Below are 26,310 nucleotides of genomic sequence, written 5' to 3'. Positions count from 1 at the left end.
CGAGCGCCTCGTCACATGAAGAGCTTTTGGCCCTCGAGTCCCCTGTAGAGGCCAGCGACCTGCTCGGCGTAGCCGTTGTAGAGCAGGGTCGGGCGCCGTTCCGAGGTGCCGAGCACGCGCTCCTGCGCCTGGCTCCATCGCGGATGCGAGACCTCCGGGTTCACATTTGCCCAGAACCCGTATTCGCGCGGGCCTGCGGCCTCCCACAGCGTCTTCGGGCGCTTGTCGGTGAACTCGAAGCTCACGATCGATTTCACCGACTTGAAGCCGTATTTCCACGGCACGGCGAGGCGGATCGGCGCGCCCATCTGCTTGGCGAGCGGCTTGCCGTAGGCGCCGGTGGCCAGGAACGCGAGCTCGTTGGTCGCCTCCTCGATGGTGAGGCCTTCGGTATAGGGCCAGTCGTAGAGCGGGCTCGCCTGATAGGGCGCGACGTCGCTGTCGAGGAAGGTCTTCATCGTCACGTATTTCGCCGAGCCGAGCGGCTTGGCCCAGGCGACGAAGTCCTTCATCGGGATCCCGGTCCAGGGCAGCGCCATCGACCAGGCCTCGACGCAGCGGTGGCGATAGAGCCGCTCCTCGAGCGGCAGCGCCTTCAGCAGGTCGTCGATCCCGACCTCGCGCGGGGTCTCGACCATGCCGGCGATCTTGACCGTCCAGGGCCGCGTCTTCAGCGCGCCGGCGTTCTGCGCGGGGTCGCCCTTGTCGGTCCCGAACTCGTAGAAATTGTTGTAGCCGAGATTGAAGCGCTCGGGCGTCACGTCGCGGTCGAGCTTGTAGAGCTCGTTGCGCTTGGCCGGATAGAGGCCGGCCGAGGGGTCGGGCGCGTCGGGCTTGGGAGGCTCCTTGGCCTTGAAGATGTCGAAGATGCCGGCCTTGGCGGCGTCGGGCGCGAGCGTCAGGCCCGCGGCGCCCGCGGCCGCGCCCGCCATGAACAGGCGCCGGTTCAGCGCGACGCGCTCGGGCGTCGCATGGCTTTCGGGAATGGCCCAGGACGGAACGCGCCGGATCAGCATGCCGATCTCCTCGTTAAGGTCGTCATGGGCGTTACGCAAAGCGGCGGCCGAAGGTTACGCCCCGGCCGCCGCAAAAGTCTCACGATCCTGCGAGGAGCGTCAGATCGGATTGAGCGTGAGCGACGAATAGCCCGCCGCGACCGACAACCCGGTCTGGCCCTCGACGCTGAGCGGCTGGAGCGAGACGGTGATGTCCGAGCCGCCGATCAGCACGTTGGCGCCGCCGCCGATGAGCGCCGAAACGCTCGCCGAGGCGCCGCGATACTTGCCCGCGAGGTCGCCCGGGCCGAGATCCTTGGAATGGGCCACCACCGCCCAGGCGAGCACGCTCAGGCCGGTCTTGCCGACGTCCACGCCGATCTTGTTCATGTGGCCCATGTAGAGATCGACGGCGTTGCGGCCGACATTCGGCCGGTACTCGCAGGAGACGTCGCGGCGCGAGCCCACGATGTAGCCGATCCCGCCCGGGATCTCGCAGCGCAGCGTGCCGACCTGATAGCCCGAGACCGGCTCGTAGCTGCGGCCGACCTTCTTGATCGTAACGAAGGGATGGGCGTCGTCGGCCGCGACCGCGGGCAGGACGAAGGCCGCGACGGAGAGCGCCGCCGCCGCGAGCGCCGAACGGATCAGGAGGGTCATCTCAGTCTCCAGACTGAAGGCTCTGAAAGCGCGCTTCCGGCGGAAGCGTCGGGGGAAAAGCCCCCGCCGGGCGCGCTTTGGTTCCACGCGGCGTCGGCGCCGGCCCTGCGGCGATGCGTCGACGCCACATGATGGCTGATCATTAACGGCGGCCGTCTGTCCGAGTTGCGGCGAAATTCGGCGAAAACGATTTCATCCCGTTTCAGCGCAGCGATCCGCAGAACCGCTGGATGCGGCGGCAGGCCTCCTCGAGCGTGGCGTCGGCGGTCGCGTAGGAGATGCGGAAGTTCGGGCCGAGGCCGAAGGCCGAGCCCTGCACCACCGCGACGCCCTCGGCCTCGAGCAACTCGGTCACGAAATCCTTGTCGGTCTCAATCTTGTTCCCCGACGGCGCGGTCTTGCCGATCGTCCCCTCGCAGGACGGATAGACGTAGAAAGCGCCTTCCGGCTTCGGGCATTTGAGGCCGCTCGCCTGGTTGAGCATCGACACGACGAGGTCGCGCCGCCGCTCGAACGCCTGGCGGAAGCCCGGCAGGAAGTCCTGCGGGCCGTTGAGCGCCTCGAGCGCGGCGAACTGCGCGATCGTGCAGGCTCCGGAGGTCTGCTGACCCTGAACCATGTCCATGGCCTTGATGAGCTGCTCCGGCCCCGCCGCGTAGCCGATGCGCCAGCCCGTCATGCAATAGGCCTTGGAGACGCCGTTCATGGTGAGCGTGCGCTCGTAGAGCGAGGGCTCGACCTGCGCGGGCGTGGTGAACTCGAAGCCGCCGAAGACGAGATGCTCGTACATGTCGTCGGTCAGCACCCAGACATGCGGATGGCGGACCAGCACGTCGGTCAGCGCCTTGAGCTCGTCGCGCGAATAGGCGGCGCCCGACGGGTTCGAGGGCGAGTTGAACAGGAACCACTTGGTCTTCGGCGTGATCGCGGCCTCGAGCGCCTCGGGGCGCACCTTGAAGCCGTCCTCGATCCTGGTGTCGACGAAGACCGGCGTTCCGCCGTTCAGCGCCACCATTTCGGGGTAGCTCACCCAGTAGGGAGCCGGGATCACGACCTCGTCTCCGGGGTTAAGCGTCGCCACGAAGGCGTTGTAGAGAATCTGCTTTCCGCCGGTGCCCACGATCGTCTGGCTCGCCTTGTAGTCGAGCCCGTTCTCGCGCTTGAACTTCTGGGCGATGGCTTCGCGCAGGGGGGCGATGCCGGAGACCGGCGGATACTTGGTCTCGCCGCGCCGGATGGCGTCGATCGCCGCGTCCTTGATGTTCTGCGGCGTGTCGAAGTCCGGCTCGCCGGCTCCGAGGCCGATCACGTCGCGGCCCGCGGCTTTCAGCTCGCGCGCCTTCTGGCTCACCGCGATGGTGGCGGACGGCTTTACGCGCGACAGCGCGTCGGCGAGGAAGGCCATGACAGGGCTCCAAAACTCGTGATGCTGCGACGGCGCGGTTTCTAGGCTCGGTCGCACGTACGCGCAAGGCGCGCCGGGGCTTCCACGCGCCGTTCGCCGACGGCGATAGGCGATGGATGTCGAAAGGCGGATCCGAAACACGATGGCGCTCGGATGAGCCGCCGCGTCATGCCCGCGCCTTCGCGCGGGTATCCACGACTTCGGCGTAGCGCTTCACGTTCCTAGAAAGTCGTGGATACCCGGCTCCGCCGGGCATGACGGCGAGAGCCGGGGCGTTCACGTCACGATTCAGCAGCGGTCGCGGGCGACCAAGCCCACTGCGACGATCGGCTGACGGCGCTTCGGACGCCGTCCGTAATGGTTCGGCCGCTCAGTCGGTCGACTTGCAGGCTCCCGAGCCCGGCGTCTTGCCGCCGCAGCGCTCGTAATAGAGCGCGTAGAGGATGTTCTCCGCGGTCCGCGTCGCGAAGGCCGAGCCGGCCTCCTCCAGCGAGGAGTGCGAGTTCACGAGGATCACCACGGCGAGCGAGCGCTTCGGCATCAGCGCGATCGTGCTCGAGAAGCCCGGCAGGCCGCCGACCTTCGACACCACGCTCGGAACCCGGTTGGCGTCGTCGCGCGGCGCGACCACCCATGCGAGCGCCGACCGCGGCACGCCGGCCGGGCATGTCGAGAGCGCGGGAGCGTAGATCGTTTCCCCGCAGGCCTGCGGGCGCTGGGCGATGCGGAAGCCTTCGAGCAGCGCCTCGGGCGCGGGGTCGCGTGGGCGCCCCATGGCGGCGGCGGCGAACTTCGCCATGTCCTTGATCGACGATTTCAGGCCGCCGGCCGGCGCCCAGGCGGTCACCACGTTCATGTAGGGCTCGCCCGGCGCGATCGTCACCGTCAGCGGATCTACATAGCCCGCGCCCGGCGCGTCGAGCGAGACGTAGACCACCTGTCCGTTGGCCACATAGGCGGTCGCCTGAGCGTCCGCGCCGCCGGCGCTGCGGCCGCCGGTGATGGTGACCGTCGGAGCCCGCTGATAGCCTGCTCCCGCCGCCTTCACCCGGACGCCGATCGCCTTGCCGTTCGCCACGACGAGCTCGGCGTCGGCCATGGTCGTCGAGCCGCCGTTCGAAAAGGTCACCAGCGCGGGCGCGACATAGCCCTGCCCGCCGCCGGTGATAGTGACCGACCGGACCTCGCCCTTGGGGTTGATCGCAGCGGTCGCGGTCGCGCCGGTCCCGCCGCCGCCCGAGACGACGACCTGCGGCGGCGCCGAATAGTTGGCCCCGGCCTCCGTCATCTGGAAGTCTGTCACGGCGCCGCCCGAGACGAGGGCCCGCGCCGTCGCCTGGGCGTAGCCGGAGACCCGCCTCGACTGCTCGGCCTCGGGCACGATGAGGAAGGTGTTGCGCATCGCGAGCGGCTGGAGGATCTCGGCGTTCACCGCGTCGTACCAGCCGAACACGTTGGCGTTGGAAATCGGCTGGCCGGCCGGGCCGCCCATCAGCAGGCCGAGCAGTCCCACGCTGATGTTGGAATAGAGATACGGCGCGGGAAGGCGCTTGGCCGCCTCGTAGGGCCACTTCGAGAAATCCATCGGGACGGCGGTCTGGAGATAACTGGCCAGTTCGGCCGCCGTGTAGGCCGAATAGCTCGGCCGGTCGGACGGCATGCAGCCCTGAGCGTCGCCGTTGATGCAGACCGGAGGCTGGTTGGAGAGCCCGGCGGTGAAGGCGCCGAGATCCTTGAGCCTGATCCGGCCCGCCTTCGGCTGGAGCGGCCCGGTCTGAGCCGAGAAGTCCGCAAGCTGCTGGTTGAGCTCGAGCGCGCCAGAGGCGACCCGCTGGCCGAGCAGATTGGTGGTGAAGACCTTGGTCATGGAGGCGAGGTCGAACAGCATGTTCGGCCCGAACGGGACCGCCGGAGCGTCCCCGACGGCGATCGTGGCCTCGCCGAATGTGAAGAACTTCGGAGCCTTGTCGCCCTCGATCACCGCGACCGCGACGCCGGGCGCCTGCCCCGACGTGACGAGCCGTTCGGCGTTCATCCGCACGATGTCGCGGACCGAGCCGGCCTGGGCCGCGCCGGCGCCGCCCAGGCCGAGCGCCGCCGCAAGGCAGAGCGCGCGCATTCCGACCGAAGACATGCCCGAAACCGCCATGACGACCGCCCCCCGCATCGGCGCCCAACGCCGGCGCCCGGTCATGAGGTACCCCGCAAGTCTTAACGGCCATTTTCGACCGTCGCGGAAAGCCGGGCCGAACTGGAACAACCTTCGGTCAGGAGGCCGCCCGCCGCGGAGTCTGTCATCCGGGCAGCTGATCCTTTCCTTCGCCGACCCTTGCGCCGTTGGCCGCCTCCTCGAGCTGGAGCAGCAGCGCGGTGTGGTCGTAGCCGCCGCCTCCCATGGCGTCGCGCACGAAGGCGAAGCGGTCGCGGGCGTTCTGGGTGAGCGGCAGGGTGACGCCGGAGTCGAGCGCCTCGGCGAGCGCGGTGTCGAGATCCTTGATGTGGGTTCGCACCTTGCCGCCGGGCAGAAAATTGCGCTCCAGCATGCGGCGTCCGTGCTCGTCGAGGATGCGGCTTTCGGCAAAGCCCCCGCGGATCGCGTCGCGCACCGCCGCGGGATCGGCCCCGCCGGCGGCCGCCAGCAGCAGCGCCTCCGCCACCGCGCCGATGGTGACGCCAACGATTACCTGATTGGCGAGCTTCGAAAGCTGCCCCGCGCCCGAGGGCCCGACCCGGGTCGCGCGTCCCATCGGCGCAAACGCCGGAAGGGCCTCGGCGAAGTCGGTCTCGTCGCAGCCCGCCATGATGGCGAGCGAGCCCGCCGCCGCGCCGCTGACGCCGCCCGACACCGGGGCGTCGATGTGGCGCCTGCCGTGGGCGGCGAGCCGCTGGGCGTGGTCGCGCGCGGTCGCAGGCGAGATCGAGCTCATGTCGATCACGAGCGCGCCGGGCGCGAGCGACTCGGCGACGCGGGCCGCGCCGAACAGCGTGTCGGTGACCGCCGGGCCGTCGGTCAGCATGGTGATGACGATGGCGGCGTCCGCCACCGCCTCCGCCGCGCCGTCCGCCACCACCGCGCCCTCCCCGCCAAGCGGCTCGGCCTTGGCGCGGCTGCGGTTCCAGACCGTGACCGGATAGCCTGCGCCGATGAGCCGCCGGGCCATCTGCGACCCCATCAGGCCGGTTCCGAGAAAGGCGACGCGCGGCAAGGAACTCATGGGACGGCTCCATGGCTGGAGATGCAAGGGCGTCGGTTTTGGCGCGCGCGATGTGATCGGGCAAGCAGGCGATTTCCGCGCCGTCCGTGCTAAGCGTCCCGGCGCCTTTCAGGAGACCCGCGCCCGATGACGTTCCGCCGCCTCATCCTCCTCGCCGCCGCCGCCTTCGCCGCCGCGCCAGCCATGGCCGAGCCGGCGCGCGATCCGGAGATTGAGGCGCTGATCGGAAAGATGACCCTGGAGGAGAAGGCTGGGCAGCTGAACATGGTCTCGTTCGTGCCCATGCACGAGACCAAGTTCGACCCGATCACCAAGGGATTGAAGGACGGGACGGTCGGTTCGCTGTTCAACGTCCACGGCTTCGAGACCGCCCGCGAGCTACAGAAGCGCGCTCTAGACAGCCGCCTCAAGATCCCGCTGATCCTCGCGCTCGACGTCGTCCACGGCTACCGCGTGATCTTTCCGACCCCGCTCGCCCAGGCCGCGAGCTTCGACATTGAGGCGATCCGCCGCTCCGAGGACATCGCCTCCCGCGAGGCCGCGGCCGACGGCGTGAATCTCTTGCTGACTCCGATGCTTGACGTCTCCCGCGACGCTCGCTGGGGCCGCGTGGTGGAGGGCCCCGGCGAGAGCTCCTACCTCGCCTCAAGGATCGCCGAGGCCCGCGTGAAGGGCGTCGACGGAGACGGCGGCCACAGCTTCGCCAAGTCCTGCGTCAAGCATTTCGGGGCCAACGGCGCCGTCGAGGGCGGACGCGACTACACCGCCCAGGACATCTCCGAGCGGGGCTTGCGCGAAACCTATCTGCCGCCGTTCCGCGCGGCGGCGGACGCCGGAACCCAGTGCATGATGTCGGCCTTCAACGCCCCCGACGGCGCGCCGACGGTGATCAACCGCCGCCTGCTCACCGACGTCCTCCGGGGCGAATGGGGCTTCAAAGGCGTCGTCACCAGCGACTTCAAGGCGATCCACGAAACCGTCACGCATGGCGTGGCGGAGGACGATCGGTCGGCGGCGAAACTCGCCTTCACGGCGGGCGCCGATCTCGACATGGAGTCGCGGGCCTTCGTCGAGCATCTCCCGCTGCTCGTGCGGGAAAGCGAGATCGAGCCGGCGGCGCTCGACGAGGCGGTCCGACGCGTGCTGACGCTCAAGAAGTCGCTCGGACTGTTCAAGGATCCGATGCGTGGGCTCACCGCCGCGCCCCAGGCTGCGCTGAAGCCCGAGCACCTGGCGGCCTCGCAGGATCTCGCCGAAAAATCCTTCGTTCTGCTGAAGAACAAGGACCGCGCCTTGCCCTTCGCGCCGGACGTCAACGACGTCGCGCTGATCGGACCGCTTGGCGACGCCCCCGCCGACACGCTCGGCCCCTGGGCGGGCCGCGGAGAGCCGTCCGAAACCGTCACGCTGCGCATGGGCCTCGAAAAACGCCTCGGCGAGGGCAAGGTGACGTTCACGCCGGGCGGCACGGCCGCGGCGTCGCGCGAAGAAGAGATCGAGGCCGCGGTCGAGACGGCGCGCCGCGCCGACGTCGTCGTGCTGGCGCTCGGCGAGAAATTCGACCAGTCGGGCGAAGGGGCGAGCCGCGCCGAACTCGGACTGCCGGGCGACCAGATGGCGCTCGCCTCCGCGGTGCTCGCGCTCGGCAAGCCGACCGTCGTCGTGGTGTTCGCCGGCCGCCCTTTGGCGCTGACCGAGCTCGCCGAGAAAGCGCCGGCGGTCCTCTACGCCTGGCAGCCCGGCACCATGGGGGGCGCGGCGCTTGCGGCAGTCCTCATGGGCGACGTCTCGCCGAGCGGTCGCCTTCCGATGACCATGCCCCGCGCGCTCGGCCAGGTTCCGATCCACCACGATCAGCGCATCACCGGACGCCCCTACGATCCGACCGACCCCTACACCTCCGGCTATCGCGACCAGAGCCCCGAGCCGCTCTATCCGTTTGGCCATGGCCTCGCCTATACGGACTTCGCTTATGGCGCGCCGACGATCGCCCGCCCGACGCTTCGCCGCGGCGAAGACCAGACGGTCACGGTGCGCGTCACCAATGTCGGCAAGCGACCGGGGGTCGCGGTGCCGCAGCTCTATGTCCGTCCGCTGAGCGCTCGGGTGGCCCGGCCCGCCAGGGAACTGCGCGGCTTCGCCCGCGTCGAGCTCGCGCCTGGCGAGACGCGCGAAGTGGCGCTTAAGCTCAAGCCCGAGGATTTTGGCTACTGGACGTCCGGCGCCGGTTTCGAGATCGCTGCCGGCGGCGTGGAGGTCATGACGGGCCCGGACGCCGAGGACACCAAGTCGGCGCGGTTCGAGTATCGGCCGTAAAGCGCCCTCTTTCTTGTCCCGGACTTGATCCGGGACCCAGAACCGACGTCGTTTAGAAGCAGAGTTCCACGGCGTCGCGCTTGTGGTTGCGAGCGGTATCGGTTCTGGGTCCCGGATCAAAGTCCGGGACACGGTGGGCGGCGGTTCTCGAAAAGCGTTCAGTTCAGCCGGAACTCCGCCCTCACCGGCTTGAAGTCCGCCGGGCCGATCAGCGCTTTGTGGCCGACGCGCACCGAATGCAGCACGCCCTCGATCTCGCGCCGCCACCAGTCGAGGAAGCCGCGCAGCACCGGATATTCGGGGCAGCGGTCGTAGTCCTGCCAGACGTAAGACTGCAGCAGGCCCGGATGATCCGGCATCCGGTAAAGGATCTCGGCCGTGGTGAGGCCGAAGCCGTCGATCTGCTTCTGAAAGTCCGATCTCGCGCATCCGCTCATGGAAAACCTCCATCGCTCGATGGGCGCGGTTGCCTTCGCGCCGCATTTGGATTAGGGACGCCTCCGTCGCTCCATGACAATCCCGCAACGTTAAAAATCCTTGTAGAACAGATATTTGGCAGCGCTCCGCGATGAGTGCTGACAGGGCCGCGCGGACGTCTCGATCCTCCTCTCGCGAGAGCTAGAATCTCTTTGTCGCCCGAGGCCGCGAGACGGCCGCACAAAAACAGGCGACACGGGAGAGACCTCGATGCGCCTTGTGATCGCGCTGAGCCTCGCGGCCCTCTCGGCCGCGCCGGCCTCCGCCACCTGCTTCCGGGAATGTCTCGGGGGAAAGATCCAGAGCCAGTCCGACGACCAGCAGATCCGCGACGCCGCCAAGGAATGCCGGCAAACCTGCGAGGGCGCCGTGCGCGACAGGCTGCAGAGCGAGGGCAAGCTCGCTGCCCTCACTGACTGCAAGGCCGAGCCGCTCAGCAAGGAGGACCTGAAGAAGCTGCGCGCCGAGACGCCAAGCTATTACGTCCAGTCCAACACCTTCGTCTGGGACTTCAAGAATCCCTTCGCCGACAGGGCTTTGACGAAGGTGGAGGTGACGGCGCAGAACATGGACCTGAACCCGATCGAGTTCACGGGCGCGGGGCTTGTGCCGCCAGCGGGCGAAGGCGTTTTCGTGATCCCGGCGTTCTTCGACGGTTATCCTGCGGTGCGTTTCGCCGCCAAAGTGGAGAAGGTCTGGGCGTGTCCGATGAAATGAGCCGCCTGTTCACGATCGGCTATGAGGGCGCAACGCCCGCGGCGCTGAACGACGCGCTGGTGACGGCAGGCGTCGACGTGCTGGTGGACATCCGCGCGGTGGCGAACTCCCGGCGTCCCGGTTTCTCGAAGCGCGCGCTGTCCGCGGGCGTCGACGAGCGCGGCCTCGGCTACCTGCACCTGCGCGCGCTGGGCACCCCGGCGGAGGGCCGAGCGGCGGCGCGGGCGGGCCGGCATGCGGAGATGAAAAAGATCTTCGCCGAACAGTTGGAGACCGACGCCGCGCAGGAGGATCTGGCGGGGCTTATCCAGCTTGTGCGTGACGGCCGAAAGCTCTGCCTGCTGTGCTTCGAGCGCGAACCCGAGCATTGCCACCGCATGATGGTGGCCGAACGCGTCGAAGCGGCGCTGACCGGCGTGACGCTCGAACACCTGCACCCATTGCCGGCGAGTTTCGAGCGGCCATAGCTCCCTTGTCCCGGACTTGATCCGGGACCCAGAACCGAGACGTTTCTCAACAAGGCTCCGCCGCCTCCGTGCTGCATTCTGAGCGTCTGTCGGTTCTGGGTCCCGGATCGAGTCCGGGACGAGAGCGGTTCACCCCTCATAGGTGGCGGGCAGGCTCTCCAGAAACCTCCTCGCGTCGGCCCGGATCTCCTCCACCCGCGTTTTCTCGAACCGCGCGAGATTCCGATACGGCATCGCGAGCCGGTTGTTGCCCGAGAGCTTCTTCTCGTTGCGAATGAGAAAATCCCAGTAGAGATAGTTGAACGGACACGCTTTCTCGCCCGCCTTCGCCTTCACGTCGTAGGCGCAGTCGCCGCAATAGTCCGACATGCGGTCGATATAGGCGCCCGAGGCCGCATAGGGCTTTGAGCCCAGCAGCCCGCCGTCGGCGAACAGCACCATGCCATGGACGTTGGGAAGCTCCACCCATTCGTAAGCATCGGCGTAGACGAGCAGATACCAATCCTGCACCTCCCGCGGTGAAACGCCGGCCAACAGCGCGAAGTTACCGAGCACCATCAGCCGCTGGATGTGGTGCGCGTAGGCGTGGTCGCGCGTGTCCGCCACGCAATTGGCGAGACAGTTCATGTCGGTCTCGGCGGTCCAATAGAGATCCGGAAGCTTGCGCTTGGCGCCCAGATGATTGGTCTCGCGATACTCCGGCATCTTTAGCCAATAGATCCCGCGGACATATTCGCGCCAGCCGATGATCTGGCGGATGAAGCCTTCGACAGCGTTGAGCGGCGCCTTGCCGGCCCGATATGCGGTCTCGGCCGCCTCGCAGACCTCGAGCGGGGTCAGCAGGCCCGCGTTGATGTAGGGCGAGACCAGCCCGTGAAAGAGGAACGGGCCGCCGGCCTTCATGGCGTCCTGATAGTCGCCGAAATTTTCGAGCGCGGAGGCGATGAACTCCTTCAGCGCTTTCAACGCGTCGTCGCGCGTGACCGCCCAGCCGAAGTCTTCGAGCGTCCCGAAATTCTTCGGGAAACGCTTTTCGACCAGCGCGATGACCTCGCGCGTTTTGGCGTCCGCCGGAAAGCGCAGCCGCTTCGGGATTTTCTGGCTCTTCGGCAGCTTCTTCCGGTTCTCGACGTCGAAATTCCATTGGCCGCCTTCGGGCTTGTCGCCGTCCATCAGGAGGCCGGCAGCGCGGCGCATCTCGCGGTAGAAAAACTCCATCCTGAGCGCCTTGCGGCCATCGGCCCAACGCTCGAAGTTAGCGTGCGAGCACACGAAGCGGTCGTCCTCGCGGATGACGACGTCGCAATCGAGCTCCTCGCGCCAGTCGTCGAACATTTCGCGCACCCGCCACTCGCCGGGCTCGGTGAGCGTGACCCGGGACGGCTTGTGGCGCTTCACCGCGCGCTTCAGCTCCCCGCCGAGCGAGCCGGTGTTTTCGGCGTCGTCGAGCCTGACATAGTCGACCTCGATCCCCTCGCCCTGAAGCTCCTCAGCGAAGGCCCGCATGGCGGCGAACAGGAAAACGAGCTTCTGCTTGTGATGCGGGACATAAGTCGCCTCCTCCATGACCTCCGCCATCAGAACGACGTCGGTCTCGGGATCGAGATCCTTCAGCGAGGCGATCCCGCGCGTGAGTTGGTCGCCAAGCAGCAAGCGGAGAGTTTTGGGCATCAGCGGCCGGGTGTAGGGAGGAGCATGGCGGTGTTACGCAGGGCGGAGCGCGGCGGTTCCCGGAAGAGCTGCGCAAGCCGACTGCGTGCTTCGAGACGCCGCCTTCGCCGGCTCCTCAGCATGAGGAAGGGTTGGGATATGGCTTGCGCCAAATGTCCTCATGCTGAGGAGCCTGGCGCAAGCCAGGCGTCTCGAAGCACGCAGTCGGCCCGTCCGAGCGAACCGGATAGCAATGCCAAAACGCACCCAAAAATCCGACCTGCCGACCAAGACCTGCCCTGTCTGCGGCCGGCCCTTCGCGTGGCGCAAGAAATGGGAGCGGGTGTGGGACGAGGTCCTTTACTGCTCCGAGCGCTGCCGGCGCGCGAAGACAGCAGGCGAACCGAAGACTGCCACATCTTCGCCGAATATTACCAAACAGCCATATATTAAAGATTAGACATCCGGGAACGACGACTTCTCCGCTCCGTTGTTTGGGAGAGCCCACCGAGGCTTTCCCATTCCGGGGCGGCGCTGTTCCGCAGACTTCGGCGAGCCTTTCTCAGGAGTGACGTCCATGACGTCGTTTCGCGCCCTCGTTCCCGCCGCCCTTTGCGCCGTCGCTCTCGTCGGCGCGACGCTTCCCGCCAGCGCCGAGCCGTTCCACGGCGGCGGCTGGGGCGGCCATGGCTGGGATCACCATGGCGGCTGGGACCATCATGACGGCCATTGGGGCGTCGGCCGCACGCTCGCTTTCGGCGGTCTCGGCCTTGCGGCGGGCGCCGCGATCGCCAGCGCGGCCTATCGTCCGGCTGTCGTCTATCCGGCCTGCGGCCAGACGGTCACGAGCCACTATAACGCCCGTGGCGAGCTCGTGAAGGTCGTGCGTCCGGCCTGCTGATCCGCTTTTCCCCAGCGCAGTCCCTAGAGGCTTCCCGGCTTCCCCCGGGGAGCCTCTTTTTTATCGGATCGCCTGCAGGGCCTTGAGCATCTCGGGGGTGTCGACGTCGATCAGCGCGCCGTCGTCTTCGGCCTCGACCTCGCGCACGGCCTCGGGATGAAGCTCGAGCAGATGACGGCCGCCGACGTCGCCCTCGACGCGGGCGAGGTCGGGGAAGAACCGCCTCCCCCACAGCACCGGATTGCCGCGCCGGCCGCCGCGGGCGGGCGTCACGATATGCGCGCCGGTCTCCGGCTCGAACGCTTCCGCGATGCGCCGGACGAGCGGCGCCGTCACGCCCGGCATGTCGCCGAGCAGAACGACGACGCCGTCAACGTCGCGGCTGAGCGCCGCGAGCCCTGCGCGCAGCGAGGTCGAGAGGCCCTCGGCGTAATCGGGATTCGACGCAAAGCGCACCGGAAGCCCTGAAAGCGCGGCCTCAAGCGCCGATCCCTGATGGCCGGTCACCACCACGACTTCCGAGAGCCCCGCGCCAAGCGCGGCGGCGGCGGCGTGGCGCACCATCGGGCGGCCGAGCAGCGGCTCCAGCAGCTTGTTCGGCCCGCCCATGCGGGTCGAACGGCCGGCCGCGAGCACCAACCCTGCGATCTTCGGCTTTGGCGTCACGCGCGGGGTCTCCGCGGCTGCGCGCGGCTGCGGACGGGAGACGATCTCCATCAGGAGGCCGCCGACGCCCATCGAGGCGATCTCCTTGGCGCCCACGGGGGCGCGGGCGAGCAGCCGGTTCAGCACCCAGTCGAACCCGTTTTCCTTGGGGCTGCGGGCGCAGCCGGGCGCGCCCAGCACGGTCGCGCGGCCAATTCGGCCGAGCAGCAGCAGGTTGCCGGGATCGACCGGCATGCCGAGCCGCTCCACCACGCCGCCCGCCGCCTCGATCGCGCCCGGCACCACGTCGCGCCGGTCGGTGACCGCGGAGGCCCCGAAAATCACGATGAGCTCGGCCTTGTCGGGCTCGATCTCTTTCAACGCCGCGGTCAAGGCCGCCTCGTTGTGGCGCACCCTCCGCTCGGCGATGAGTTTTGCGGACGACGGCTGCAGCCGCCGCTCGAAGGTGGTGATGGTCTTGTCCACCACCTTGGCGTCGAGGCCCGGCAGGATGGTGGAGATCGCCGCCACGCGCCGCACCGAATAGGGCGCGACCGAGACCAGCGGCGCGCGCGAGCGGGCGAGCGCCTCGGCCCTGGCGACGATCTCCTCCGACAGCGCGAACGGAATGATCTTCACCGTCGCCACCATGGCGTCGGCGGCGACCGCGGCGTGTTCGCTGAGCGTCGCGAAGGTCACGGCTTCATCGAGCTCGTTCAGCGCGTCGACGGCCGCGCGGTCGACGATCAGCACGCCGGCTTTTTCGGCGAAGAGATTGCAGCGGCCGGTGAAGGGCGCTTCGCACCGCACCTCGGGGCCGAGCAGCGCCGCGGCGATGCGCCGGGCGGCCTCGTCCTCCGGAACATCGTCTGCGGCGAGCTCCGCCACCACGATCTCCGAGACGCCTGCCTTGGCGAGCGCCGCGACATCCTCCTCGGTCACGCGCGCGCCCTTGCGCAGAACGTGGCCGCCGGACTTCAGCGCATGGGCCGCGACCGCGCCGACCGCGCGTTCGATGGCGACGGGGCCGAACTTCATGGGGCCTCCGGCAGGCGCATGGCCTGGGTGATTTCGGCGAGGATCGACAAAGCGATCTCGGCGGGCGACGAGGCGCCGATCGGAAGTCCGATGGGCGCGCGGATGCGGTTGATCTTCTCGCGCGCGACGCCCAACGCCGCAAGCCGCTCGACGCGCTTGGCGTGCGTCTTACGCGACCCGAGCGCCCCGACATAAAAGCAATTGGCTTTCAGCGCCTCGACGAGGCCCGGATCGTCGATCTTCGGATCATGGGTGAGCGCCGCAAACGCGGTGAAGGCGTCGAGGCCGACCGCCGGCAGCGCGCGGTCGGGCCAGTCGGCCACAAGGTCGACGCCGCTGAAGCGGGCCTCGGTCGCAAAGGCCGTGCGGGGATCGACCACCGTCACATGATGGCCGAGCGCGGCGGCCAGCGGCGCGAGCGCTTGGCTCACATGGACCGCGCCCACCACGACGATTCGGGTGGGCGGCCGGTGGACGTTGAGGAACACCGGACCCTCGGGGCTGTCGACGAGCCGGCTCGTTCCAGCCCGGATTGCGATTTCGATCGCCGCTTCGAGCGGGTCTCCCGCGGAATCGAGGATCAGCCGCTGGGCGCCGCCGTCGAGCGCGGTCGCGACCACCGCGGCTCGGCGCTCCGCGCGGGCGGCGTTGAGGGCGGCGAGAAGCTCGAGCCTCATGCGACCTTCTCGACCAGCACCCGGATTCGCCCGCCGCAGGAGAGTCCAACCTCCCAGGCCGTCTCGTCCGCGACGCCGAACTCGAGAATCCTCGAAGAGCCGGAGGCGATGACCTCCACCGCCTCGGCCACCACCGCGCCCTCGACGCAGCCTCCCGAAACCGACCCTTCGAACGCTCCGTCGGCGTCGATCGCGAGATGGCTGCCGACCGGCCGAGGGGCCGAGCCCCAGGTCTCCACCACGGTCGCAAGCGCGACCGCACGGCCCTCCCTGGCCCAGGCTTCGGCGACAATGAGCGGGTCTCGGATCGGATCTGTCATGGGACTTCGAAGTTCCGGCTTCACGCCAGATAGCCACGACCGCCCGCGGCCGCAATCGAGCGCGCCTATTTCGGCTGCGGCGGCGGGATCAGCGCGAGATCCGACATCAGACGCTTCATGCGCTCGGAAGCCTCTTCCGTGGAGCGCTGCTGTCCAGTCATCGCGGCGGCGAAGATCACGCTTCTCTGCGCGCGGTCGACCCAGCCGACCGACCAGGCGACGCCGTCGCACGCCCCGCTCTTCCAGGAGATGGTCGCATCGCCGATTCGTTCCGTCGCCAGCACCTCGGCGGCGCGCGCCTGGCTTTCGGCTGAGGTCGGCAGCTCGCCGCGCTTGAGGCGGGCCAGAAAGTCGACCTGTTCGATCGGGCTGAGCGACAGACCCTGCCCGTCGGCGTCGCGGTCGATGCGCTCGAGCGGGCGGCCGTTCGCCTCGACGTCGCCATAGCGCATCGCAGCGAGCGCCCGCGTAAAGGCTTCGGGCCCGATGCGGCGCGCCACCTCTTCGAACACCCAGCCCACCTGTTTGCGCGACGCGTCGCGCAGATTGACGCCCTCGGGCGGATCGCCTTCCTGCGGGGGATTGCGCTTGACCGGGGCGTTGGCGTCCGGCGTCACGCCGCGGTCGAGCGCGATCACGGTCGCTGGAACCTCGAGCGTGGCGCAGGGCGGCAACCGTCGGGCGCAGGTCTGCGGATCGGAGACCGCGGCGCCCGCGCCCGGCGCGACGTCGCGCAGGACCACGCAGGCTTCCGATCCTGAAAAAGCGCGTTCGAACGCGGAGGCGAGATCCACAGGTCCTTCCGCGCGCACGCCGAAGGGCGCCGCGAGCGTCGCGCTCAGCGCCAATGCGCCCAGTCGAACGCCCTTCGACATCAGATCAGAAACCCTCCGAACCATGCGCGGCGCGACCGCTGGCGCGCCAAAACCGATAAATTTTCGAACGCGCGCTCATTTCAAGCCCCCGATGGCGCTTGCATTCCGCCCCTAGTACCCCCTTCGACGCCGATCGGGAAAGGTTGCGCCGCGCGACCCTTCGTCATTCCCTCACGAATGCCGCCCTGCGCACTCGACGCGTTGTCGGACGCCAACGGCCTTGCTAAGACTGCCTAACGAACGCGCGCGCCCATCGTTCGGGCGCCCTCCCCCGACACAGGAGACGCCGCCGGCCGATGGAGTATTTCGCCCAGCAACTCGTCAACGGCGTCACCCTCGGCTCGATCTACGGGCTCATCGCCATCGGCTACACGATGGTCTACGGCATCGTCGGCATGATCAATTTCGCCCATGGCGACGTGTTCATGATCGGGGCGTTCCTCTCCCTCATCGTCTTCCTGGCGCTGACCTCCATCGGCATCACCTTCGTGCCGCTGGCGCTGCTGCTGGTGCTGTTCGTGGCGATGGCGCTGACCGCGCTCTACGGCTGGACGGTGGAACGGGTCGCCTACCGACCTTTGCGCGGCTCGTTCCGGCTCGCGCCGCTGATCTCGGCGATCGGCATGTCGATCTTCCTGCAAAACTACGCGCAGGTGACCCAGGGAGCCCGCTTCAAGCCGCTGCCGCCCGTCGTCACCGGCGGCCACAAGTTCGGCGCGGTCGACGGCTTCGGGGTCAACATCTCGAACGTCCAGATCATCATCGTGCTGCTCACCGTCGCGCTGATGGTCGCGTTCACGCTGATCGTCTCGCGCACCAATCTCGGCCGCGCCCAGCGCGCCTGCGAGCAGGACCGCAAGATGGCCGCGCTGCTGGGCGTAGACGTCGACCGGACGATCTCGCTGACCTTCGTGATGGGCGCCGCGCTCGCGAGCGTCGCAGGGCTGATGTACCTGCTCTATTACGGCGTGGTGGACTTCTACATCGGCTTCGTGGCGGGCGTGAAAGCCTTCACGGCGGCGGTGCTCGGCGGCATCGGCTCGCTGCCTGGCGCCATGATCGGCGGCCTGCTGATCGGCCTCATCGAGACCTTCTGGTCGGCCTATTTCTCGGTCGAGTACAAGGACGTCGCGGCCTTCTCCATCCTGATCATCGTGCTGATCTTCTTGCCCTCCGGCCTGCTTGGGCGCCCGGAAGTCGAGAAGGTCTGAGGCGCGGATGACGACCGCCGCAGCCCCCTCGCCGTTTCCCGAAGCTCTCAAGAACGCCTTCGTCACGGCGCTGATCGCGCTCGGGCTCGCCGCGCCGATGATGGGCCTCGTCACCGTGCAGGTCGGCGGCGACCTCGGGCTCGAGCCGCACTGCCCGCGCGTCGCGATCGCGGTGGCGCTGGTCTTCGTCGGCCGCTTGATCCTCAACCTCACGATCTGGCGACCCGGCCGGGTGAAAAAGGTCACGGCGATCTCGCCGAAGACCGAGCGGCTGCTCTCGAAGACAGCCCGCTACCTCGCCCCCGCGGCGGTCGCCTTCGCGATCATCCTGCCGTTCCTGCCGGGCGTCGGCCGCGGCCAGATCGACCTCGGCATCCTGGTGCTCACCTATGTGATGCTCGGCTGGGGCCTCAACATCGTGGTGGGGCTCGCAGGCCTGCTCGACCTCGGTTACGTGGCCTTCTATGCCGTCGGCGCCTATTCCTACGCGCTGCTCGCGCAGAATTTCGGCTTCTCGTTCTGGCTCTGTCTGCCGCTCGCCGGCATTCTGGCGGCGCTCTGGGGCGTGATGCTGGGCTTCCCGGTCCTGCGGCTCCGCGGCGATTATCTTGCGATCGTGACGCTCGCCTTCGGCGAGATCATCCGCCTCGTCCTGCTGAACTGGCAGTGGTTCACCGGCGGGCCGAACGGCATCGGCGGGATCCCGAAGCCGAGCTTCTTCGGCATCGACTTCAAGACCGGCCCCGACGGTTTCGCAGCGACGTTCGGCCTGACGTTCTCGCCGCTTCATCGCATCATCTTCATGTACTACCTCATCCTCGCGCTCGCGCTGATCACCAACTACTTCGTCATCCGCCTTCGGCGTCTTCCCATCGGCCGCGCCTGGGAGGCGCTGCGCGAGGACGAGATCGCCTGCCGCTCGCTCGGCGTGAACACGGTCAACACCAAGCTGACGGCGTTTGCGCTCGGCGCGATGTTCGCGGGCTTCGCCGGCTCGTTCTTCGCCACCCGGCAGGGCTTCATCAGCCCCGAAAGCTTCGTCTTCATGGAGAGCGCGCTGATCCTCGCGATCGTGGTGCTCGGCGGAATGGGCTCGCAGTTCGGCGTCGCGGTCGCGGCCCTCCTGATGATCGGCGGCTTCGAGTGGTTCCGCGAGTTCCAGGACTATCGCCTGATCATATTCGGCCTCGTGATGGTGCTGATCATGGTGTGGCGCCCGCGAGGACTGGTGTCGTCCCGCAGCCCGTCGGTTTTCCTGAAGGAGAAGAAGGCGATCTCCGGCTCCCTCGTGCAGGAGGGCCACGGATGACGACGCCCCCCGCGGACGCGCCGAAGCTCCCCGACGACACGCTGCTGCGCGTCGAGCACCTCACCATGCGGTTCGGCGGCCTGACCGCCGTCGACGACGTCTCGTTCGACGTGAAGCGCGGCGACATCACCGCGCTGATCGGCCCGAACGGGGCCGGCAAGACCACGGTGTTCAACTGTGTGACGGGCTTCTACAAGCCGACGGTCGGACGCCTGACGCTGAACGGCGCGGGCGGGCGTGGCTGGCTGCTGGAGCGCCTGCGCGACCACCAGATCTCGCGGCTCGCCGGCGTCGCGCGCACGTTTCAGAACATCCGGCTGTTCGGGGGCATGACGGCGCTCGAGAACCTGCTCGTCGCACAGCACGCGCCGCTGATGAAGGCGTCGGGCATGACGGTGCTGGGCGTGCTCGGGCTCGGCGGCTTCAACAAGGCTGAAGCCGCCGCCATCGAGAAAGCCAAGGCCTGGCTGGAGCGTATCGGCCTCATCGACCGCGCCGACGACCCGGCCGCGGACCTGCCCTACGGCGATCAAAGACGCCTCGAGATCGCCCGCGCCATGTGCACAGACCCGGTGCTGCTCTGCCTCGACGAGCCGGCCGCCGGCCTCAACCCGCGCGAGAGCGGGGACCTCAACGCCCTGCTGCGCTCGATCCGCAAGGAAGACGGCGTCGCGGTGCTGCTGATCGAGCACGACATGAGCGTCGTCATGGAGATCTCCGACCACGTCGTCGTGCTCGACTACGGCAAGAAGATCTCGGACGGAACGCCTCAGGCCGTGCGCGAGGATCCGAAGGTGATCGCCGCCTATCTGGGCGTCGAGGACGAGGAGGTCGAGGCGGTGGAGCGTGAGATCGAGGGGGCGCAGGCGTGACCGCGCTCCTCTCCCTCGAAGGCGTCACCGCCTATTACGGGTCGATCGCGGCGCTCAAGGGCGTCGACGTCGAGGTGAGCGAAGGCGAGATCGTCACGCTGATCGGCGCGAACGGCGCCGGGAAGTCGACTCTGATGATGACGATCTTCGGCAGCCCCCAGGCCCGCGACGGCCGCATCGTCTATGACGGCCGCGACATCACCCGCACGCCGATGCACGAGATCGCGCGGCTGAAGATCGCCCAGTCGCCGGAAGGCCGACGCATCTTCCCGCGCATGAGCGTGCTCGAAAACCTCAAGATGGGCGCGGCGGTCACGCAGTTCGCCCATTATGACGAGGATCTCGAGCGCATGTTCGCGATCTTCCCGCGCCTGAAGGAGCGCGCGGCCCAGCGCGGCGGCACGCTCTCGGGCGGCGAGCAGCAGATGCTCGCCATCGCCCGCGCGCTGATGAGCCGCCCTCGCCTGCTGATGCTCGACGAGCCCTCGCTCGGCCTCGCGCCGCTCGTCGCCAAGCAGATCTTTTCGGTGGTCAAGGAATTGAACGAGAAGGACGGGCTCACCGTCTTTCTCGTCGAGCAAAACGCCTATCACGCGCTCAAGCTCGCCCATCGCGGCTATGTGATGGTCAACGGCAAGATCACCATGTCGGGCGGCGGCCGGGAGCTGTTGGAGAAGCCCGAGGTCCGCGCGGCCTATCTGGAGGGCGGACGGTGAGAGCGGAGACCGACTGCATGCTTCGAGACGCGCCTTCGGCGCTCCTCGGCATGAGGATCGTCGGAGCAGCGAAGACCTCCCTCATGCTGAGGAGCCGGCCCCTGGCCGGCGTCTCGAAGCACGCAGTTCGCGTCATCCCCTCGGAGCCTCGCGCATGGGCCTGATCTGGGAGATCTCCCTCGCCGAGTTCGTGTTCGTCACGCTCATCCTCGGGGGCGGCGCGGCGTGGATGGCGGGGCGCGCGATCGCGGGGGCCTGGGAGCCGATGTGGAAGACGGCGCTCTGGATGATCCCGCTCGCCGCCGCCGTGCGCTTCATCCACTTCGCGCTGTTCTCAGGCTCGCTGCTGACCCTCCACTTCTATCTCGTCGACCTCGTCATTCTGATCGCGCTCGGGCTCGCCGGGCATCGCTCGACGCTCGCGACCCGGATGGTCCGGCAATATGGCTGGATGCTGGAGCGCGCGGGCCCGTTCGGCTGGCGCGAGAAGCGCGACGGGGCGTGACAGATCCGCTTCGACGCGCCAACAATGGGCATGGCGCGAAAGACGTCACTCTCTTTTCCCCACGTCGGCCCTAAAGGACCAATCGGCATGAAGAGACATCTCGCAACGATCGCAGGGGCCAGCCTCGCCCTCGTCCTCTCGACTCCGGCCTTCGCCGACATCACGGTCGGCGTCGCAGGGCCGATGACGGGCGAGAACGCGGTCTTCGGCCAGCAGATCCGCAACGGCGTCGAGCAGGCGGTCGAGGACATCAACGCCGCGGGCGGCGTCAACGGCGAGAAGCTGGTCGTGAAGGTCGGCGACGACGCCTGCGACCCGAAGCAGGCGGTCAACGTCGCGAACCAGATCGCCGGCGACGGCGCCAAGGTGGTGATCGGCCACTATTGCTCGGGCTCGTCGATCCCGGCGTCCGCGGTCTACGCCGAGGAAGGCGTGATCCAGATCTCTCCGGCCTCAACCAACCCGGCCTACACCGACAAGCGCCCCGGCCCGACCACCTATCGCGTCTGCGGCCGCGACGACCAGCAGGGCGGCATCGCGGGCAAGGCGATCCTCGAGAAGTACAAGGGCAAAAAGGTCGCGGTCGTGGATGACCGCTCGTCCTACGGCAAGGGTCTCGCGGACGAGACCCGCAAGGTCTACGAGGCCGGCGGCGGCAAGCCCGTGCTCGTCGAGTCGATCGCCGCGGGCGAAAAGGATTATTCGGCGCTCGTCTCGAAGCTGAAGCAGGCCGGCGCGGAAGTCGTGTATTTCGGCGGCTACTATCAGCAGGCCGGCCTCATCGTTCGCCAGATGCGCGACCAGGGCGTGAACGCGATCCTGATGGGCGGCGACGCTTTGCAGTCGAGCGAGTTCCTGGGCATCACGGGCAAGGGCGGCGAAGGCACGATGTTCACCTTCCCGCCGGACCAGCGCAAGCTCTCCGAAGCCGCCGAAGTGGTGAAGAAGCTGAAGGCCAAGAAGTTCGAACCGGAAGGCTTTACGCTCTATTCCTACGCCGCTCTCCAGATCTGGGCCGCGGCCGCGAACGCCGCGAAGTCGACGGAAGCGGAAGCCGTGACCGCCGAGATGAACAAGCAGGAGTTCAAAACCGTCGCCGGCCCGATCAAGTTCGACGACAAGGGCGACCCGACGGTGGCGGGCTTCGTGTTCTACGAGTTCAAGAACGGCACCTACGAGCAGATGTGACGAGTCGATCGTCCTGAGCTGAACGAGCCCGCCGGGCGACCGGCGGGCTTTTTGCTGCGCAGCCGATGAGCCTGCCGACCATGAACCGAACGACGACGTTCACGCTCGCCGAGCGCGACCTTCGCCGCGCGCTGCGCCTCCATATGCTGGCGATGCTGCGCCAGCCGCGGAAGCTCTTCGCTCTCGTTGCGATCTGGCTGGTCGCCACGGCGGCGATCGCGGGCGCCTATCACCTTGGCGGAACGCCCTGGCCCGAACTGCGCGACAGCCTGCCGAAGCTTGCGGCTCTCGCGGCGGTCGGGCTGCTTGTCCTCGACGTCGCAGTTCCGCTCTTGCTTGGCGCGCGGGTGATCAGCAAGCGCTTCCAGCAGGACAAGCTGCTCGTCCAGCCGATCACGGCGAGCTGGGACGAGGAGGCCTACGAGGCCGTCCAGCCGAGCATGCGCAACCGCATCGCCTGGCGCGACTACGCGATGCTGCGCGAGGACCGCCACGCCTTCGTGTTCTTCCTGTCAGATTACCAATACCAGGTGCTGCCCAAGCGTGCGCTGAGCGATGAGCAGGTCGCGGACATCCGCGGGATCGTGTCGGCCGTCTAGCGACGCAAACGCCGCCTATTTGTCCCGGACTTGATCCGGGACAAAGAACCACAGCATCTTGAGAGCTCACGGACCCGGGGCGTTTCTGGGCCCCGGATCAAGTCCGGGGCAAGCGCGGCGCTACCCCAGCGTCGCGAGCCCCGGAAACGTCTCCAGCAACCAGAACGAGGCCGTCGCGGTCCAGCCGGTGAGGAACGCGATCCCGGTCAGCACGAGCAGGCCGCCCATCACCTTCTCGACCGTGCCGAGATGGGTCTTGAAGCGCTTCAGGAACGCCACGAACGGTCTCATGGCGAGGGCCGCAATCAGGAACGGCAGGCCGAGGCCCGCGGCGTAGACCGCCAGCAGACCGGCGCCGCTCGCCACCGTCTCCTCGGACGCCGCGACCGCAAGCACTGCGGCGAGCACCGGGCCGATGCAGGGCGTCCAGCCGAACGCGAAGGCGAGGCCCATCACATATGCGCCCCACAGCCCGACGGGCTTTTCGACGTCGACCCGGGCCTCCCTCATCAGCAGCGGAATTCGGAAGGCGCCGAGGAAGTGCAGGCCCATCACGATGATGGCGAGTCCCGCGATCGTCGCGAGCAGCGGGGCGTTCTTCAGCAGCAGCCCGCCGACCGCCGAGGCCGTCGCGCCGAGCGCCACGAACACGGTGGCGAAACCCGCGACGAACAGCGCGGCGGCGGCGAGCGTGCGCCCGGTGACGGCGCGCGGCGCGGTTTCGGCGGTCAGCTTGTCCAGCGTCGTGCCGGCGAGGAAGCAGAGATAAGGCGGCACCAACGGCAGCACGCAGGGGCTCAGGAAGCTGAGCGCGCCCGCGCCGAAGACCGCCGGAAGGGTGACGTTCGAGATCATGACGAGGCTCTACAGCGCGCGCGGCTTCCGCGAAAGCTCGGGCGAGCGAACGTGATGACGCGCCGTCGATCAGTCGCGGAGGAGCATCTGCGGTCGCAGCCCCGGAAGATACGCCCTCCCCTTGTGGCGCGATCGGGCTCCGCGCTAGAAGGCCCGCGACCCATTCCGTTCCGCGCTGATCCGCGCAAAGCCCCGCGAGCCCCGCCCCCATGGCCAACCGCGAATTCATCTATCACATGAGCGGCGTCTCCAAGGCCTTCGGCCCCAAGAAGACGCTCGATAACATTCACCTCTCCTTCTACCCGGACGCCAAGATCGGCATCTTGGGCGTCAACGGCTCGGGCAAGTCGACCCTGCTCAAGATCATGGCGGGCATCGACAAGGAGTTCACCGGCGAAGCGTGGGCCGCCAAGGGCGCCAGGATCGGCTACCTCGAGCAGGAGCCGCAGCTCAATCCGGAAAAGGACGTCCGCGGGAACGTCATGGAGGGCGTGGCGGAGAAGACCGCGATCCTCGAGCGGTACAACGAACTCGCGATGAACTACTCCGACGAGACCGCCGATGAGATGACGGAGCTTCAGGACCGCATCGAGTCGCTCGGGTTGTGGGACCTGGACAGCAAGGTCGAGCAGGCCATGAACGCGCTCGGCTGCCCGCCCGACGACTGGACGGTCGACAAGCTCTCGGGCGGCGAGAAGCGCCGCGTCGCGCTCTGCCAGCTGCTGCTCTCCGAGCCAGATCTGCTGCTGCTCGACGAGCCCACCAACCATCTCGACGCCGAGACGGTGAACTGGCTCGAAAACCACCTGCGCAACTTCCCCGGCGCGATCCTGATCGTGACCCATGACCGCTACTTCCTCGACAACGTCACGGGTTGGATCCTCGAGATCGACCGCGGCCGCGGCATCCCCTACGAGGGCAACTACTCCTCCTGGCTGGTGCAGAAGCAGAAGCGCATGATCCAGGAAGGCCGCGTGGAGGAATCCCTGCAGCGGACGCTCAAGCGCGAGCAGGAGTGGATGGGCAACAGCCCGAAGGCCCGCCAGGCCAAGAACAAGGCCCGCATCCAGCGCTACGACGAGCTCGTCAAGCGCGCCTCCGAGCAGGGCCCGACGACCGCGCAGATCGTCATCCCGATCGCCGAGCGCCTCGGCTCCAACGTCGTGGACTTCGAGAACCTCAACAAGGGGTTCGGCGACAAGCTGCTGATCGAGGACCTCACCTTCAAGCTGCCGCCCGGCGGGATCGTCGGCGTCATCGGCCCGAACGGCGCCGGCAAGACCACGCTGTTCCGCATGATCACCGGCCAGGACAAGCCGGACGGCGGCAGCCTCAAGGTCGGCGAGACGGTGCAACTCGGTTACGTCGACCAGAGCCGCGACGCGCTCGACGCCAACAAGAACGTCTGGGAGGAGATCTCCGGCGGCACCGAGGTGATCCATCTCGGCAAGCGCGAGGTGAACAGCCGAGCCTATGTCGGCGCGTTCAACTTCAAGGGCGCGGCGCAGCAGAAGAAGGTCGGTGACCTCTCGGGCGGCGAGCGCAACCGCGTGCATCTCGCCAAGATGCTGAAGTCGGGCGCGAACGTCCTGCTGCTCGACGAGCCGACCAACGACCTCGACGTCGAGACGCTGCGTGCGCTCGAAGAGGCGCTCGAGGATTACGCGGGCTGCGCCGTGATCATCAGCCATGACCGCATGTTCCTCGACCGCGTCGCCACCCACATGCTGGCCTTCGAGGGCGACAGCCACGTCGAATGGTTCGAAGGCAACTTCCAGGACTACGAGGAGGACAAGAAGCGCCGCCTCGGCCCCGACGCCGTCGAGCCGAAGCGGATCAAGTACCGCCAGTTCACGCGATGAGGCGAAGCGCCTAGTCTGGCGCTTCAGACAACGAGGGGCGGCGACCGCATGAGCCTCAAGGAAGATTGGTCCGCCGCCACCTATCTGCGCTTCGAGGACGAGCGCACCCGGCCGTCCGCCGACCTTCTCGCGCGAGTGCCCGTCGAGGCGCCTGCCCGCGTCGTCGATCTCGGCTGCGGGCCGGGAAACTCGACCGAGCTTCTGGTCCGCCGCTTCCCGAACGCCGAGGTCATGGGCCTCGACTCCTCTCCCGACATGCTGGCCGCCGCGCGCAAGCGGTTGCCGGACGTCGCGTTCGTCGAGGCGGATCTCGCCACGTGGTCGCCCGAACGCGCCCCCGACGTCGTCTTCGCCAACGCCGTGCTGCAATGGCTGCCGGACCACGAGGCGCTGTTCCCGCGTTTGATGCGCAGCGTCGCGCCGGGCGGGGCGCTCGCGGTCCAGATGCCCGACAATCTCGCCGAGCCGAGCCACGCCGTCATGCGCGAGGTGGCGCGCGACGGGCGCTGGGCGGAGCGGCTGGCGGGCGCGGCGGCCTCGCGAACGCAGATCCTTGCAGGAGAGGCCTATTTCGACTTGCTCGCGCCGTTCTGCAGCTCGGTCGACATCTGGCGCACGACCTATCTGCATCCGCTCGACGGGACCAAGGCCATCGGCGAGTGGCTGAAGGCCACGGGCCTGCGTCCCTTCCTCGATCCGCTCGACGCGGACGAGCGAAAGGATTTTCTCGCGCTTTACACCGAGCGTCTCGGCGCCTTCTATCCGGAGCGCGCCACCGGCAAGGCGCTGCTGCGCTTCCCGCGGCTGTTCGTGGCGGCGACGCGGCGCTAGGTTT

General features: G+C 68.0%; 26 protein-coding genes. 14 read left to right on the top strand and 12 right to left on the bottom strand.

Features of this window, described 5'->3' with window-relative positions; genetic code table 11:
- Nucleotides 1-11 precede the first annotated feature (11 nt).
- The 5 genes from msrP to ACFOWB_RS11900 form a co-directional block, all read right to left on the bottom strand.
- Nucleotides 12-1,016, bottom strand: a complete 1,005-nt coding sequence (gene msrP / locus ACFOWB_RS11920; RefSeq protein WP_378147481.1) for a protein-methionine-sulfoxide reductase catalytic subunit MsrP — start codon at nucleotides 1,014-1,016, stop codon at nucleotides 12-14.
- A 99-nt stretch (nucleotides 1,017-1,115) separates the two neighbouring features.
- On the bottom strand, nucleotides 1,116-1,655 hold the full coding sequence (locus tag ACFOWB_RS11915; protein WP_378147479.1) for a DUF992 domain-containing protein: 540 nt from the start codon (nucleotides 1,653-1,655) through the stop codon (nucleotides 1,116-1,118).
- A 202-nt stretch (nucleotides 1,656-1,857) separates the two neighbouring features.
- Complete coding sequence (locus ACFOWB_RS11910; protein ID WP_261402450.1) at nucleotides 1,858-3,060, bottom strand: pyridoxal phosphate-dependent aminotransferase; 1,203 nt, start codon at nucleotides 3,058-3,060, stop codon at nucleotides 1,858-1,860.
- A gap of 370 nt (nucleotides 3,061-3,430) precedes the next feature.
- Nucleotides 3,431-5,194: a serine hydrolase domain-containing protein gene (locus ACFOWB_RS11905; RefSeq protein WP_261402449.1), complete on the bottom strand. Its 1,764-nt coding sequence runs from the start codon at nucleotides 5,192-5,194 to the stop codon at nucleotides 3,431-3,433.
- Between the two features lie 160 nt (nucleotides 5,195-5,354).
- The gene (locus ACFOWB_RS11900) at nucleotides 5,355-6,275 is read right to left on the bottom strand and encodes an NAD(P)-dependent oxidoreductase (protein ID WP_261402448.1); all 921 of its coding nucleotides are present in this window, start codon (nucleotides 6,273-6,275) and stop codon (nucleotides 5,355-5,357) included.
- A gap of 126 nt (nucleotides 6,276-6,401) precedes the next feature.
- Here ACFOWB_RS11900 and ACFOWB_RS11895 point away from each other — a divergent pair, with 126 nt between their 5' ends.
- Nucleotides 6,402-8,591: a glycoside hydrolase family 3 N-terminal domain-containing protein gene (locus ACFOWB_RS11895; protein ID WP_378147476.1), complete on the top strand. Its 2,190-nt coding sequence runs from the start codon at nucleotides 6,402-6,404 to the stop codon at nucleotides 8,589-8,591.
- Nucleotides 8,592-8,749: 158 nt separating this feature from the next.
- Here ACFOWB_RS11895 and ACFOWB_RS11890 read toward each other — a convergent pair whose 3' ends face one another.
- The gene (locus ACFOWB_RS11890) at nucleotides 8,750-9,028 is read right to left on the bottom strand and encodes an usg protein (RefSeq protein ID WP_261402446.1); all 279 of its coding nucleotides are present in this window, start codon (nucleotides 9,026-9,028) and stop codon (nucleotides 8,750-8,752) included.
- Between the two features lie 250 nt (nucleotides 9,029-9,278).
- On the opposite strand from ACFOWB_RS11890, the gene ACFOWB_RS11885 reads away from it, so the two are divergent.
- Both ACFOWB_RS11885 and ACFOWB_RS11880 read left to right on the top strand, forming a co-directional pair.
- Nucleotides 9,279-9,785 (top strand): hypothetical protein, encoded by a 507-nt coding sequence (locus ACFOWB_RS11885; protein WP_261402445.1) that lies wholly within the window; start codon nucleotides 9,279-9,281, stop codon nucleotides 9,783-9,785.
- Nucleotides 9,782-10,252 carry a DUF488 domain-containing protein gene (locus tag ACFOWB_RS11880; protein WP_378147473.1) on the top strand — a complete coding sequence of 157 codons (471 nt, stop codon included), beginning with the start codon at nucleotides 9,782-9,784 and terminating at the stop codon, nucleotides 10,250-10,252. Before ACFOWB_RS11885 ends, ACFOWB_RS11880 begins: the two co-directional genes overlap by 4 nt.
- Nucleotides 10,253-10,381: 129 nt before the next feature.
- Here the strand turns inward: ACFOWB_RS11880 and ACFOWB_RS11875 are convergent, their stop codons facing one another.
- Complete coding sequence (locus tag ACFOWB_RS11875; protein ID WP_261402444.1) at nucleotides 10,382-11,923, bottom strand: cryptochrome/photolyase family protein; 1,542 nt, start codon at nucleotides 11,921-11,923, stop codon at nucleotides 10,382-10,384.
- Between the two features lie 232 nt (nucleotides 11,924-12,155).
- On the opposite strand from ACFOWB_RS11875, the gene ACFOWB_RS11870 reads away from it, so the two are divergent.
- Nucleotides 12,156-12,362, top strand: a complete 207-nt coding sequence (locus ACFOWB_RS11870; protein ID WP_378147471.1) for a DUF2256 domain-containing protein — start codon at nucleotides 12,156-12,158, stop codon at nucleotides 12,360-12,362.
- 117 nt (nucleotides 12,363-12,479) lie between these two features.
- Complete coding sequence (locus ACFOWB_RS11865) at nucleotides 12,480-12,803, top strand: hypothetical protein (RefSeq protein ID WP_378147469.1); 324 nt, start codon at nucleotides 12,480-12,482, stop codon at nucleotides 12,801-12,803.
- Between the two features lie 60 nt (nucleotides 12,804-12,863).
- Here the strand turns inward: ACFOWB_RS11865 and ACFOWB_RS11860 are convergent, their stop codons facing one another.
- The 4 genes from ACFOWB_RS11860 to ACFOWB_RS11845 form a co-directional block, all read right to left on the bottom strand.
- Nucleotides 12,864-14,486 carry an NTP transferase domain-containing protein gene (locus ACFOWB_RS11860; protein ID WP_378147467.1) on the bottom strand — a complete coding sequence of 541 codons (1,623 nt, stop codon included), beginning with the start codon at nucleotides 14,484-14,486 and terminating at the stop codon, nucleotides 12,864-12,866.
- On the bottom strand, nucleotides 14,483-15,163 hold the full coding sequence (locus ACFOWB_RS11855) for an XdhC family protein (RefSeq protein ID WP_378147465.1): 681 nt from the start codon (nucleotides 15,161-15,163) through the stop codon (nucleotides 14,483-14,485). The genes ACFOWB_RS11860 and ACFOWB_RS11855 overlap by 4 nt, the downstream gene beginning before the upstream one ends.
- Nucleotides 15,160-15,483 (bottom strand): XdhC family protein, encoded by a 324-nt coding sequence (locus ACFOWB_RS11850; RefSeq protein WP_378147463.1) that lies wholly within the window; start codon nucleotides 15,481-15,483, stop codon nucleotides 15,160-15,162. The genes ACFOWB_RS11855 and ACFOWB_RS11850 overlap by 4 nt, the downstream gene beginning before the upstream one ends.
- Nucleotides 15,484-15,548: 65 nt before the next feature.
- Nucleotides 15,549-16,358: a penicillin-binding transpeptidase domain-containing protein gene (locus ACFOWB_RS11845; protein ID WP_261402442.1), complete on the bottom strand. Its 810-nt coding sequence runs from the start codon at nucleotides 16,356-16,358 to the stop codon at nucleotides 15,549-15,551.
- Nucleotides 16,359-16,654: 296 nt separating this feature from the next.
- Between ACFOWB_RS11845 and ACFOWB_RS11840 the strand changes: the two genes are divergently transcribed.
- The 7 genes from ACFOWB_RS11840 to ACFOWB_RS11810 all read left to right on the top strand — a co-directional run bounded on the left by ACFOWB_RS11840 (nucleotide 16,655) and on the right by ACFOWB_RS11810 (nucleotide 22,758).
- Entirely contained in the window at nucleotides 16,655-17,569 is a 915-nt protein-coding gene (locus ACFOWB_RS11840; protein WP_378147461.1) for an ABC transporter permease subunit, read from the top strand.
- 7 nt (nucleotides 17,570-17,576) lie between these two features.
- Nucleotides 17,577-18,878 carry a high-affinity branched-chain amino acid ABC transporter permease LivM gene (gene livM / locus ACFOWB_RS11835; RefSeq protein WP_261402441.1) on the top strand — a complete coding sequence of 434 codons (1,302 nt, stop codon included), beginning with the start codon at nucleotides 17,577-17,579 and terminating at the stop codon, nucleotides 18,876-18,878.
- Nucleotides 18,875-19,750, top strand: coding sequence for an ABC transporter ATP-binding protein (locus ACFOWB_RS11830; protein ID WP_261402440.1), 876 nt, complete (start codon nucleotides 18,875-18,877; stop codon nucleotides 19,748-19,750). The genes livM and ACFOWB_RS11830 overlap by 4 nt, the downstream gene beginning before the upstream one ends.
- Nucleotides 19,747-20,466: an ABC transporter ATP-binding protein gene (locus ACFOWB_RS11825; RefSeq protein WP_261402439.1), complete on the top strand. Its 720-nt coding sequence runs from the start codon at nucleotides 19,747-19,749 to the stop codon at nucleotides 20,464-20,466. The genes ACFOWB_RS11830 and ACFOWB_RS11825 overlap by 4 nt, the downstream gene beginning before the upstream one ends.
- A 154-nt stretch (nucleotides 20,467-20,620) precedes the next feature.
- A complete protein-coding gene (locus ACFOWB_RS11820) occupies nucleotides 20,621-20,971 on the top strand; it encodes a DUF6867 family protein (protein ID WP_261402438.1) in 351 nt (116 codons plus the stop codon).
- Between the two features lie 87 nt (nucleotides 20,972-21,058).
- Nucleotides 21,059-22,159 carry a branched-chain amino acid ABC transporter substrate-binding protein gene (locus ACFOWB_RS11815; protein WP_378147457.1) on the top strand — a complete coding sequence of 367 codons (1,101 nt, stop codon included), beginning with the start codon at nucleotides 21,059-21,061 and terminating at the stop codon, nucleotides 22,157-22,159.
- Nucleotides 22,160-22,239: 80 nt separating this feature from the next.
- The gene (locus ACFOWB_RS11810; RefSeq protein ID WP_378147455.1) at nucleotides 22,240-22,758 is read left to right on the top strand and encodes a YcxB family protein; all 519 of its coding nucleotides are present in this window, start codon (nucleotides 22,240-22,242) and stop codon (nucleotides 22,756-22,758) included.
- Nucleotides 22,759-22,878: 120 nt separating this feature from the next.
- Here ACFOWB_RS11810 and ACFOWB_RS11805 read toward each other — a convergent pair whose 3' ends face one another.
- Nucleotides 22,879-23,613 carry a cytochrome c biogenesis CcdA family protein gene (locus ACFOWB_RS11805; protein WP_378147453.1) on the bottom strand — a complete coding sequence of 245 codons (735 nt, stop codon included), beginning with the start codon at nucleotides 23,611-23,613 and terminating at the stop codon, nucleotides 22,879-22,881.
- Nucleotides 23,614-23,822: 209 nt separating this feature from the next.
- Between ACFOWB_RS11805 and ettA the strand changes: the two genes are divergently transcribed.
- Nucleotides 23,823-25,475 carry an energy-dependent translational throttle protein EttA gene (ettA, locus tag ACFOWB_RS11800; protein WP_378147451.1) on the top strand — a complete coding sequence of 551 codons (1,653 nt, stop codon included), beginning with the start codon at nucleotides 23,823-23,825 and terminating at the stop codon, nucleotides 25,473-25,475.
- A gap of 48 nt (nucleotides 25,476-25,523) precedes the next feature.
- Nucleotides 25,524-26,306 (top strand): trans-aconitate 2-methyltransferase, encoded by a 783-nt coding sequence (gene tam, locus ACFOWB_RS11795; protein ID WP_261402436.1) that lies wholly within the window; start codon nucleotides 25,524-25,526, stop codon nucleotides 26,304-26,306.
- Nucleotides 26,307-26,310: the final 4 nt, after the last annotated feature.

This window comes from Chenggangzhangella methanolivorans (assembly GCF_042648545.1).
Taxonomy (GTDB): Bacteria; Pseudomonadota; Alphaproteobacteria; order Rhizobiales; family Methylopilaceae; genus Methylopila; species Methylopila methanolivorans.
The sequence above is the reverse complement of the archived record's forward strand: the minus strand, read 5'-3'. Positions and strand labels throughout refer to the sequence as shown.